This is a genomic window from Echinicola marina (assembly GCF_020463795.1).
GTDB lineage: Bacteria > Bacteroidota > Bacteroidia > Cytophagales > Cyclobacteriaceae > Echinicola > Echinicola marina.
In genome coordinates this window covers 2,509,710-2,521,154 of record NZ_CP080025.1, presented here as the reverse complement: position 1 = coordinate 2,521,154, position 11,445 = coordinate 2,509,710, and the positions used below count along the sequence as shown (strand labels likewise).

Annotated in this window: 9 protein-coding genes; 2 read left to right on the top strand and 7 right to left on the bottom strand. The window is 38.3% G+C overall.

Going from position 1 to position 11,445, the window contains the following annotated elements; translation table 11 throughout:
* Positions 1-213: 213 nt before the first annotated feature.
* On the top strand, positions 214-711 hold the full coding sequence (locus tag KZP23_RS10550) for a DUF4488 domain-containing protein (RefSeq protein ID WP_226336200.1): 498 nt from the start codon (positions 214-216) through the stop codon (positions 709-711).
* Between the two features lie 103 nt (positions 712-814).
* Positions 815-1,402, top strand: a complete 588-nt coding sequence (locus KZP23_RS10545; RefSeq protein WP_226336199.1) for a peptidylprolyl isomerase — start codon at positions 815-817, stop codon at positions 1,400-1,402.
* 13 nt (positions 1,403-1,415) lie between these two features.
* Here KZP23_RS10545 and KZP23_RS10540 read toward each other — a convergent pair whose 3' ends face one another.
* The 7 genes from KZP23_RS10540 to KZP23_RS10510 form a co-directional block, all read right to left on the bottom strand.
* On the bottom strand, positions 1,416-4,919 hold the full coding sequence (locus KZP23_RS10540) for a hypothetical protein (protein ID WP_226336198.1): 3,504 nt from the start codon (positions 4,917-4,919) through the stop codon (positions 1,416-1,418).
* 21 nt (positions 4,920-4,940) lie between these two features.
* Positions 4,941-8,660, bottom strand: coding sequence for an ATP-binding protein (locus KZP23_RS10535; protein WP_226336197.1), 3,720 nt, complete (start codon positions 8,658-8,660; stop codon positions 4,941-4,943).
* An 83-nt stretch (positions 8,661-8,743) separates the two neighbouring features.
* A complete protein-coding gene (locus tag KZP23_RS10530; protein WP_226336196.1) occupies positions 8,744-8,992 on the bottom strand; it encodes a hypothetical protein in 249 nt (82 codons plus the stop codon).
* A gap of 31 nt (positions 8,993-9,023) precedes the next feature.
* Positions 9,024-9,575 (bottom strand): DUF420 domain-containing protein, encoded by a 552-nt coding sequence (locus KZP23_RS10525; RefSeq protein WP_226336195.1) that lies wholly within the window; start codon positions 9,573-9,575, stop codon positions 9,024-9,026.
* Positions 9,562-10,230: an SCO family protein gene (locus KZP23_RS10520; RefSeq protein ID WP_226336194.1), complete on the bottom strand. Its 669-nt coding sequence runs from the start codon at positions 10,228-10,230 to the stop codon at positions 9,562-9,564. Before KZP23_RS10520 ends, KZP23_RS10525 begins: the two co-directional genes overlap by 14 nt.
* A 74-nt stretch (positions 10,231-10,304) precedes the next feature.
* Entirely contained in the window at positions 10,305-10,634 is a 330-nt protein-coding gene (locus tag KZP23_RS10515) for a cytochrome C oxidase subunit IV family protein (protein ID WP_226336193.1), read from the bottom strand.
* Between the two features lie 21 nt (positions 10,635-10,655).
* Complete coding sequence (locus KZP23_RS10510) at positions 10,656-11,426, bottom strand: cytochrome c oxidase subunit 3 (RefSeq protein ID WP_226336192.1); 771 nt, start codon at positions 11,424-11,426, stop codon at positions 10,656-10,658.
* Between the last annotated feature and the right edge of the window lie 19 nt (positions 11,427-11,445).

Sequence of the window (11,445 nt, the reverse complement as noted above, 5' to 3'; positions counted from 1 at the left end):
TTGAACTTACAAAAACACGCCCCTCGACTCTGTCTCCCTCTGAACACCTGTTTTTTCTCTTTTTCAATCTTTGAAAGTTGTATTAAATTAACATTCACGCTATATTTAGTTATATTTATTTCTTTCGACTCACTTTTATGTGCTTAGGATTTTTGATCTAATACCATCTTATTAACACTCTTTAATAAAACAATGTTAAAAGCCTAAATAACTATGAAAAGCATCATCATTCTACTTATCGCATTTATTGCTACACTTCCTCTTGCTGCACAAACTCATGTACCTGCATCGGAATCAATTGTTGGAATCTGGAGGCAAACAGCTATTATGAATAATTTTACTGGCAAAATGATAGATGTAAAATCCGGAAATTATAAAGTTTTCAATTCGGACAGGACCTATTACACTTTTATCATTTGGGGGAAACAAAGTATTACACAAGAGACTACTATTGGGCAATATGGTAATTATAATATCACTTCAGACAGTACTTTGATAGAGCATATCATTGAGCATACTGTTAACCCTAAAATGAACGATTCAGAGAGTCATATTCGCTACGAATTGATTGATGAGAACAATCTCATTATTAAATGGAGTCTAGACAATAAAACTTGGACCTCCGAAAAATGGACTAGACTCCCATTGTCCATACCCAATATACAGAAGAAACAACCTCTCAAAAAACACGAACAAACTGTAACGCTTTAACCACTTTAAAAATCAGAAAAATGAGGTTTTCATGACCAATAATATCCTACATAGGTAATAAAAACTTACTTTGACTTTGGCTAATTTTGTTTCAACACTCCATATGATTAAGGCAAGCTATATTTTAAGCATTTTATTTTGTGTATTACGTTTTCCCCTTGCATTTGCCCAAACCCCAATAGTTGAGCTAAAAACAACCAAAGGGAATATCACTTTTGAATTATATCCTGAAAAGGCCCCAATCTCCTGTGCTAACTTTCTGAAATACATCAAAAACGACAAGTTTGAGGGAGCCAGTTTTTATAGAACCGTGCGTATGGACAACCAAGCTAACAGCAAAGTGAAAATTGAGGTAATCCAAGGTGGTTTAGGGCTAGAAGCAGACCAATCTCCCTATAAGCCTATTGCCCATGAGACTACTAAAGAAACAGGCTTATTACATAAAAACGGCACATTATCCATGGCAAGGGCAGAACCGGGAACGGCCAGTTCTGAGTTTTTTATATGTATTGGGAGCCAGCCAGCATTGGATTTCGGCGGAAAAAGGAATCCTGATGGCCAAGGCTTTGCTGCCTTTGGCAAAGTAATAAACGGAATGAAAGTAGTGAGAAAAATCCAACAGCTAGCGGATAACGATCAGATGCTGGTAGAAAAAGTCGAAATCTTATCCTTTAAGATAATAGAAGAATAGCCATTTGAAAGAGTTAAAACAAGGCAGAAATCTGCATTCTTCCCGTATGCACCAACCTGTTTAAACCTTCAGAATCCCTTCCTTCATAACTCATGTTTAACTGAAGACCTTCTCCAATCTTTTGGATCCAATTAATGCTCCAGCTGACATTGCTGCCCACTGTCAATGCCTCCAACATTTCATAACCTACTGGTGAATTGGCAACACCATTATAGTCAATTTGAGTATATTTCACCAATGCATTGATTGTAGTCTTGATGGCCTTGGCATACCTAACTTTAGCCGCCAGTTCATGTAAGGCTGCCCTCTCATCAAATTCATCATTCTGCTCATTACGTTTGTCCGTATAACGATAATTCAGAGAGGTCCGAAATATGGTGGAAGGCTGCCAGGTCAACTCAGGGCCAAAGGCAAATTGGTCAACCTGATAATTTCTATTATCAAGGTAATCAGATGCCGCATTTCTTTGTCCTTCATTAAAAACCAATCTTAGGTTCAAATCCTTCTTGAAATTTACTCTTGTATTCATCCTCCAATCCAACTGCTCAGTTTCCTCAAAACCACCTGTCAGCAATTGTTTATGCTGGCTCTTTATGGTACCAAGATCAAAACCAAAAACGGATGAACTACGATTAAAAAACAAGGTCGACCTAAAAACCTGTCTTAAGGACACCAAATCCTCATCGGGAATTCCTGAAATAAATGGACTTATCCTTTTCCAAAACTCCCCTGCAGTAATTTTCTTTTCCACATTCCAACTTGTCGTATTGGAGAATTTAAACAAAAGCTGTTTTAATCCTTGCTCCTTCCTCCATTGATCAGGAAAACGGGCGTTGAGTCTATAATTAAATAAAGTGGTATAAGCTTGAATATACTCATCGGTCGGAGTGAAGACCTTGATATAATTCTTTTCTTCAGGATTAATGGCCAAATAAAATTCATTGAGCTGCTGAATTCCATCTTCATTATCATCACGCCAAGTGTGGGTTCCCTCCCCCGTGGGAACAGGTAAATACACAAATTCCCTTTTCAACTCTCTCCCATTTCCTATGGTATAGCTCAATTCATTTCTAAGATTATTATCAAATAAAGCACTGTAATAATCCAGCCTGCCCATCACAGTACTTTCTTCGAGCATTTGCTCCCTCAAATGCTTTAGTTTTCTATAGGTGAAAGTACCTTTGATATCATGCTGCCCAAATGTTCTTTTAAGTCCATAGTTGGTGGTAAAAGCCTTGGTATTTGGCAGAATCAAGCCATTCACCGGAAACCTATCTTCACGCCAATTTACATCGGCAAAAAAACTATAATTCAAGGTGTCATTTGACTTAATATAAAATTGGTGAGAGAGAAAGTTCATGGCTGTACTGATAACCGAATCCTTTTCGGTATCCAATACCTTATTCCTGTCCACTTTGAATTGATATCCCGGAACCAATACTTTGGAACGGTAAAAAATTTCCGCATCGTACCTGTGCCAGGTTGATGCTGTGTTCGGCATTTTACTATCCAAGAGAAATAAGTTTTGTGCGGTAAAAAATCGTTTCCCTAATTGCTGGTAATATTTAGCCCTTTGCTGAGTACCTTCCAATTGCCCCCCTCGTTTTCTATAGTTGACCTGATAAGTCAACTCATTTGCTGCATCCTTTACCAAGCCAGCTGTCGCCATAATCAATTTTTCACTTGCGGGACTTTCCAAATCCTGGTTGACCAGTCCCCAATCCCTGTCAAACTCAACATATCTCAAGCGGTCAATAAACTTAAAATCCAAAGAATTATACTCCAATTCCGTTCCTGCCTTAAACTGATAACCTTCAAGCCACCCCACTTCCCGGCCTTCAGAAAACAATCCCGTTTTCAATGCATATCCATTATTATCCTCCATATCCAACTCTGAAAATAGGTTTTGATCTTGGCTGGACAAGGCTGCTTCTCCGTACACTTTCTCATAAAGGCCTAACTTCATCTCACCTCCAGTCGTTAGCATTTGTTTTTTATTTGGGGCAGGAAGTTGAGAATACAATGTATAATTCCCTTGTTTTACACCATTAATTGGGGCTATATATTCATACACAAAGCCATTGGCCAATTGTTCCTTTCTGCGGTAATTGCCATTCCCCTCTCCTACTTCAGTAAATGTGACATTATAATGGGCTTCCTCCTTATCATTGGAATATTCGTAATATACCATCAAACGGCCTTGAAGATCAGAACTATTCACTCTTCGGTACAATATCCTATTGGGATCATAAGCCACACTATCTACCCTCGGAACCACCGCAGCATCCAGTTCATCTCCGACTGAAGCCATCAGCCGCTTATCAGTCTCACTCAGCTCATTAAATAATGGGCGGTTCCTATTATCTTGCTCTTTATAATAATTCACATAGAAACTGGCTTTGTCATTCTCCTGTATATGATTGGCTGTGAGAATAGACCTACTAAAGTTCCTTTCTGCATATTCATAATCTATCCTTACCCTAGAATATTGAGTAATCAACACATTGGTGGTAAAAGTAAGCTGACCTTGATTATAATCTATGATATAGTCTTGATTAAAGCCCCGCTTCAACAGTTTCCCATCCAGAAAAACCTTTTCTGAATTGGCCATTATAATCACATAACGTTCATTTTCTGGTCCCGGAACCCTATATGGCCCCAAGGTTCCTTCCTGCACCTCCATGATCACCGAGGAAAACTTTCCTTTAGCTATGGATGCCCCCAGTTGAGTGGATGCCCTCCATTTTTCATTGATATTATAATCAGAGGTAAACTGTAAGCCCTGTACATTTTTATAATACCTCAAAAAGGAGGATTGACGCTGCTGAAAAACAACATCCCCTGCTTTTATGCTCATTTTGTCATTATACAGCTCCACCAATACATTATCGAAATCCTGGATTTGTTGGGTATTTCCTTGAGGTTGAAAAGGGACATTCTGATCGGTAATACTTGCCCTTATAAATAGATCCTCCGTAAGCTCTCCGTCCATTTGGAGATTGAGCGATGAATTAACAAATACATTTTGAGCATTCCCAAAAGATATTCCTCTGGTGAGATTTCCTGATTTATTGAGTTTATTGGATGAAAAGATCTCTTCCCGAAAATCGAAGGACTCTATGATTTCTTTCTCCTTCGATTTAAAATAAGCCATAGAATCATAATCTGCTTCTAAAGTCCTGTGGGCATATTGATGATGAAAGCTGACCGGAAAGGTCTGATAACAAAGCTTTAGGGAATCCGGGAAATTTTGCTCAACCGGTTCAATGAGTATAAATCCCGAATTGATATCATAAGCAAACGGAAACGCCTTCCCTTTGCTATCCAAGACTTCAATGCTACTGTCCAGGACCGATAGGGAATCCAATTGAAAATAAAGGCTGTCCAGACCATTCTCCACAGCTTGCCACCTGCAATTTCTTTCTTGTGCAAAAGCCGGCCGACTGAGACCAAAAAGTATCATCCACATGCCGCATAGCTTGCCAACCATGTACATATTTTCCGCACAATATTTCATTCCTTAAATAATCCTGAAGCATCAGTTTTTGGGACCATCCACCATTGGAAAAGTTAAGTAGAAAGAGGTTCCCTTCCCTAATTCGGATTCAAACCAGATTTTACCTCCTGCTGTTTCTACCCCCCTTTTGGCGATGGCCAAGCCCAATCCTGAGCCTTCGCTTTTCGTACTGAAGTTAGGAATAAATATTTTATCCGTTAAATCTTCTGGGATTCCGCGGCCATTATCCTTTACCTCCAAATTGACCCAACGCTCATTTACAGACAGAATCACCTCAATATAAGCCAGTTCATTTTCACTAACCGACTGAATACCATTAATGATCAAATTAGAAATCACCCTTCCAAAAAGCTTATCATCTCCCATTATCGGAAGTTTCCTTTTGGCCTTGTTTCTCAGAACCACCTTGGCTTTTTCATGATTTTTAAAAAGTTCCACCGCATTGAATACCACCAATTGGAAATCCATCCTTTCATTTTTTGGCAATGGCATCTTGGCAAAAGTAGAAAAAGAAGAGGCGATATCACTTAAAGTATCTACTTGATTGATCAGGTTATTCACTGGCTTACGAAGCTTCTGGGGATCATCTATCCTACCCTCTGCCTGCAACCTCAGCAGATGCTGCAATGTCAACTTCATCGGGGTCAAAGGGTTCTTGATCTCATGTGCAACCTGCTTGGCCATTTCTCTCCATGCAGATTCTTTTTCATTGGATGCCAACACCTTTTTACTGGCCTCGAGCTTAAAGAGCATATTATTATATTCATTCACCAAAAGACCGATTTCATCTTTTATCGGCCAGTACATAGGCTCATTATCTTCCAAATTGGTGGTTTTAAGCTTCTGGGTAAGTAGCTTAAAGGGATCTGTCAACTTTTTGGAAGCAAAGAAGGAAACGACCAAAAAGATAATAAAGATGACGACAAAAATATTGATAATGGTACTGAACACATCCACAATCAGCACATTCAGATCATCTTCTGACTCAAAAAATGGAATCGAAATGATGCCAAGAACTTCTTGACGCTTAATATCCCTTAAGGCCAAATAAACAGTTTTATAATCCAGACCTCCCACCTTTTCATCTAAAATCACGCGATTATTCTGCGCCTCAATCACCTCTGCATAAGCTATTGGATTAAGGTATTCTGTTAGCACCTTTTTCTCGAAAATATTTGGCTGGCTGGTCACCATTAACTTTCCATTTGGCAAGTAAATATTGATATCAGATGCAGTAGTACTGGATAAATTATGTACTTCTGTAAGAAAATCATCCCTATCCATAGTGCCCTGAACCTCCTGCTCCAAATATTTAGCCAGATAATCTCTGATAATCCCGGCCTTATCAAAATACTGCCTATGAAGATCCTCCATATAAGAGTCGCTCAGCAAACCAATTGAAACCCCACTAATAATCAACATGGGCACAAAAAAGGCAAAATTGAGGTAAAACTGGATCTTAGTAGCATAGTTAAACTGCATTCTTCCCAAACCGGAAATCAGCACATATAAGGCTATAAAAAAGAGGGTAAGCCCTATATAACCCACAAAGAAAAATGACACATCCGCCAGCACATAATTATAGGGATAGATAGGACTTGAAATCAGGATGGTCCTAGACTGTATCTTTACAGCATAGTGATGGTATTGGTTTTTAAATACCCCGGTGGTATAGAGGTTTTCGTTTTCCAGTAAGCCAGCTACCTCTGGATCCCTAAAATTGAAAACACCTACACTGTACTGTAGGATTTCGTCAGAGAATACAGCATAGTCAAAATTTCGATCATAAATATCTTCCGCGTACTTCTTATCCAATAGCAACTTGGGGAATACGCTGGTAGACTGTACCCTTTCCTGAACAAGCTCCATTACTATAGTCCCCAAAAACAAATCATCTTTATACATCCCCATGAAGGCATAAAAGCGATTTCCTTCAATACCTTCATTTCCCTTCACAAAAAATAATTCCCTGACACCTGTTGCAAAATCGCTATTCATAAACTGATAGCGATAATCGTCCAATTTCTTTTCATTACCACGGTTCAGTATATCCTCTCCCTTAGGATTAAAAATCATCACATTGAGATTATACTGATCAAAATAATTCGGCAAATAAATCTTTTCAATCTTTTGAACTATGGGGGACTTAGAGCCAAGAGGATCCATCATTTTGTTCTTGATAAAAAGGTCTTCTTCTATCCTTTCTATGACATCACTTAGCAGGAATTCCGCCATCACATCATTCTTCAACAAAACCTGATTAGCCAATTTAATTTTTGAAGAGATCTCGCGCTTTCTAAAATCCTGATACGAAGCGGCACCGGTGATCACTGCCCCCATCAAGCAGCCAAAGAAAAATGTCAAAAAAGTATTTAGTTGTAGTTTGAATACATTATCATATAATTCGAATGTGATAATAGCGATCAGAAGAATTAAGTGAGCGATATAAACGACCAGATAAATAAAATCAAAATAACCTGCTAGGATCAAAAAGGGAATAGAAAAAAACAAAAGTATCCTAAGCGCATAAGCTTTTTGCCACCTACTTTTATAAAACACCAAATGAATGGACATTAAAGTAAATAGTAAATAGGCCGCCCCACCAAAAAACAGAATAAGAATGCTTATCCCCTTCAAATAGTCAAATGTGGGAATATCAAGAATACTCAAATTCCACTGTGAATTATTCGAAATATTGGTAAAAAGTAAAAAGAATAGAACCAGGAATACTGTAGAGAGCAGGTATGCGAGCAGATAATAGACCCAAGGTGCCTTCTTTTGTCGTACTTTGGCAAAGCCCAGGATCACCTGTCTTCTTCCCAATAGACTTATCAGCATAGCCAATACAATAATTACAGCGATCACATTCAATAACAAATCCCCCAAACTTGGATTTAAGGAAGAAGAGGCATAATAATAGGGATCAAAAAGGGCCAGATCAAAATAATCTTGCGGAAAATTAAACACCAGCATAATTGCCCTTACACTTCCCAAGATGGAAATGGTGTAAAAAAGCGCCACCTTTTTATTACCTCTCCTCCAGAGTCTCATCACAAAATCTCCACCAAGAATAAATACCAAGCCTGTTAATGAAAAGAAAAAGAGGATCAAAGTGGTATTGGATTTACTCCCAACAGCCTTATAACCACTTCTTAAAGAAATGGAGAAATAAAAAGTACCATCTTCAGCTTTAATATTTTCATATCCAGACATGGGCTCGGAGGCCAAGATAAATCTATCATTCCCGAAAATTTCTTGATTAAAACCAGAACGCAAATACTCATTATCTATCTCGACCTTATCATTTAGGGAATAGACTTGGGCCATCCAGTAAACCTTATTATTCCTGATCACACGCCTCACCCTACTGAAATAGGTTCCCTTTTGATTATCTATCAACTGATAAGGCCTGTAGTTTGCCCCGGTCTTGAAAAGCTCAAAATCAGGTATCATGGTAATACTGGACCAGTACAAGAGCTTCCCATCCTCACTGTACATATAAAATGGATGTTGGGAGGGAAAATTAAGTGAGCTAAAAGAAATCTGCTTTTCAGGCCTATTGTTCATCAAAAGCTGAATAAAATCATCATCAAACTGCTGAGCAATGATTTGAATTTTGTCCTCAATTTTTTGGATGGCCTTTTCTTCTGGATGTAAAGGGCTTGAAAAAAAATTAATGGCCAAGACAATCGCCATTGAAATGATCGCAAAAATTAATATAAGCCTTCTTTTCTTTAGCATAATTTATTTCACAATAGACTAAAAATAAAAAAGCAAAGTTGATTTTCAAACTTTGCTTTTTTATTTATGTACTTCAAATTTCCTTATACAGCTTGTTTTCTCCGTTTTCTGGAATTCCTATACCATAAAAACCCAATAATCCCTGCTAGCAAATAAGGGGCCACAAACAAATAAAGAATTCCCATATTCAAACTCGCCCCCACTGTGGTATCTCCATTGGACACATTATTTTCTACAGAGGCCCTACACATGGCACATTGTGCCAAACCATAAACTTGAGGTAAAATCACCAAAAGAAAACTAAAATATACTCTTTTTAGTAAGCGCAACATAATATTCAAACGTCTAATCTCAGCTATTAGTTTAATGGGTGTAATAAGGACTGATCATCCAATACACCAGCACACCACTAATCGTTACATAAAGCCAAATTGGGTAAGCATACCTTACGATCTTTTTGTGCTTCTCTACCATCCCCTTGGTACCATAATAATAAGCCAAAAGAATCGGAAAAAGCGCCACTGCTGCCAAGATAATATGACTTATCAATACAATAAAATATACAGTTTTAATAATCCCTTCCCCTCCAAAGCTAGTACTTTCGGCAGAAGCATGATAAATCACATAGGACACCAAAAAGATCGCCCCAAGACCAAAAGCAATGCTCATACTTGCTCTATGATATGGAATCATTTTGTTTTTAATGAAAATCAAACCAGCTATCAATGCCAAACTGGCTGAGAAATTGATTACAGCATTGAGATGAGGAAGAAAATACACCCATTCACTGGCCAGATCAAGCTTGGCCGGCATAAACAATAAGATAGCCACGACTACCGGAATCAAAACCGAAACAATGGTAATCAATTTAAACATTCCTTTTTCTGCAGGATTTGCCATATTACTGCTTTCCATGTAATAATATTTTTGTCTCTAAAATCAATAAATCCACATCCTCTCTATTCGTACCGCTATAGTAACCTCTTATTCTTCCTTCGCCATCTATCAAGGCCAGTTTGTCACTATGGGTGAAATTCTCAGGGACGCCTTGCCCATCTATGGTAGGCAATACAAAACCGCACCTTGCCAAATCATAAACTTCATCTTTTGGTCCATTCAAAAAGAACCATTTTCCTTTCTTGGCACCATGTAGTTCACTGTATTTTTTAAGGACTTCGGGAGTATCATAGCTTGGGTCTATGCTAATGGAATAAAGCTGTACTTGTTCCTCATCCCTAAAGGCATCCTGAACCCTTTCCATTTCAAGGGACATCACAGGACAAATACTAGGACAGCTGGTAAAGAAAAAATCAACGATGGTCACTTTTCCCATCATTTGGGACTTTCCTATCCTACTGGAATCTTGGTCTACAAATTCAAACTCAGGAATATAATGCTGCCCAACTGTGTCCAGCTGACAGTCCCCAAATGGGTCCTGAATGCCATTTTCATACAGTATGGGGATCTCATATTCATTTTCACCGAAATTACGGAGAAACAGTATAATCAGAACAGGTACCATCAAAATACAGACAAGCACCATTCCTTGCAATAATCTAACAACTTTCATATCTCCACTACAAACAAAAAAGTAGGTTGGAAGCATTCCCTCCAACCTACTTTTTTTATCAAATTATTTTTGGATTACCATCTCATCAAAAAGATTTCTGCTCCTTCCTTGGAAAGTGCTATGAGCAACCACACCAAGAAGATCAATGGAAGCATGATGGACCAAAACAAAACTTTTGATTCATCTTTTAAGTGCATAAATTCCATCATGATATATGAAGCTTTTACGATGGTCAGCCCTACGAATATTGCGAATAACAACATTCCTCTTTCCATAGTAAAGGCCAAAAGAAATTCAACAGCCGTAATAACCAATAAGATCAATGCTGTCTTCCAAATCTTTCTAATCTTTTCCTTATTTCGAGGAAGAACCTCTAAGGTTGTTTTATTTTCAAGTGATGACATAACTAATAAATATTTTAGAGGTTAGACAAGGTAGTAGAAGGTAAATACAAATACCCAAACTAAATCTACAAAGTGCCAGTAAAGGCCTATTTTTTCGACCATTTCATAATGACCTCTTCTTTCGTATACCCCCACTGCAGCTTGGTAGAATGCCAAGAAAAGCAATACTACACCTATAGTAACGTGGAATCCGTGGAACCCAGTGATAAAGAAGAAAAGTTGTGCAAACGGAGCCGGTCCGTATTCATTCACATGAAGATTTGCACCGAACACTGTTTCGGTTACCGTTTGACCAAATGAGTTCACATAAGTCATCAAAGTACCTACATCAGTACCGTGGATGAAGTGACTCCATTCCCAAGCCTGACAGCTCAAGAAAGTAGCTCCACCTACGATAGTCCATAGCAACCATTTAACAACATCGTCTTTATCATTTCTATGACCAGCTTCTACTGCCAATACCATAGTTACTGAAGACATGATCAGAATAAAAGTCATTATGCCTACGAAAACCAATGGAGCATGAATACCATGGACAAAAGGCACAGCATCAAAAATCATTTCAGGAATAGGCCAGTACTCATTGGAACTGGTGAATTCGTTTACATGACCAGAAAACGCCGGATAACTTACCCTAATAGCACCATAGGTAATCAGAAAAGCGGCAAAAGTAAAGATGTCGGAAAGTAGGAAAAACCACATCATAAGCTTTCCATAGCTGGCCTTCAAAGGCTCATTTCCACCACCCCATGTTCCTCTCTTGGAGTTGATTTCAATTGCAGTCGATGACATATATTCTAAATTTTAACTT

Bases quoted from the DNA above. Each gene is read 5' to 3' on its own strand.
- KZP23_RS10550 (WP_226336200.1), top strand. From the start codon at position 214: ATGAAAAGCATCATCATTCTACTTATCGCATTTATTGCTACACTTCCT.
- KZP23_RS10545 (WP_226336199.1), top strand. From the start codon at position 815: ATGATTAAGGCAAGCTATATTTTAAGCATTTTATTTTGTGTATTACGT.
- KZP23_RS10540 (WP_226336198.1), bottom strand. From the start codon at position 4,919: ATGAAATATTGTGCGGAAAATATGTACATGGTTGGCAAGCTATGCGGC.
- KZP23_RS10535 (WP_226336197.1), bottom strand. From the start codon at position 8,660: ATGCTAAAGAAAAGAAGGCTTATATTAATTTTTGCGATCATTTCAATG.
- KZP23_RS10530 (WP_226336196.1), bottom strand. From the start codon at position 8,992: ATGTTGCGCTTACTAAAAAGAGTATATTTTAGTTTTCTTTTGGTGATT.
- KZP23_RS10525 (WP_226336195.1), bottom strand. From the start codon at position 9,575: ATGGAAAGCAGTAATATGGCAAATCCTGCAGAAAAAGGAATGTTTAAA.
- KZP23_RS10520 (WP_226336194.1), bottom strand. From the start codon at position 10,230: ATGAAAGTTGTTAGATTATTGCAAGGAATGGTGCTTGTCTGTATTTTG.
- KZP23_RS10515 (WP_226336193.1), bottom strand. From the start codon at position 10,634: ATGTCATCACTTGAAAATAAAACAACCTTAGAGGTTCTTCCTCGAAAT.
- KZP23_RS10510 (WP_226336192.1), bottom strand. From the start codon at position 11,426: ATGTCATCGACTGCAATTGAAATCAACTCCAAGAGAGGAACATGGGGT.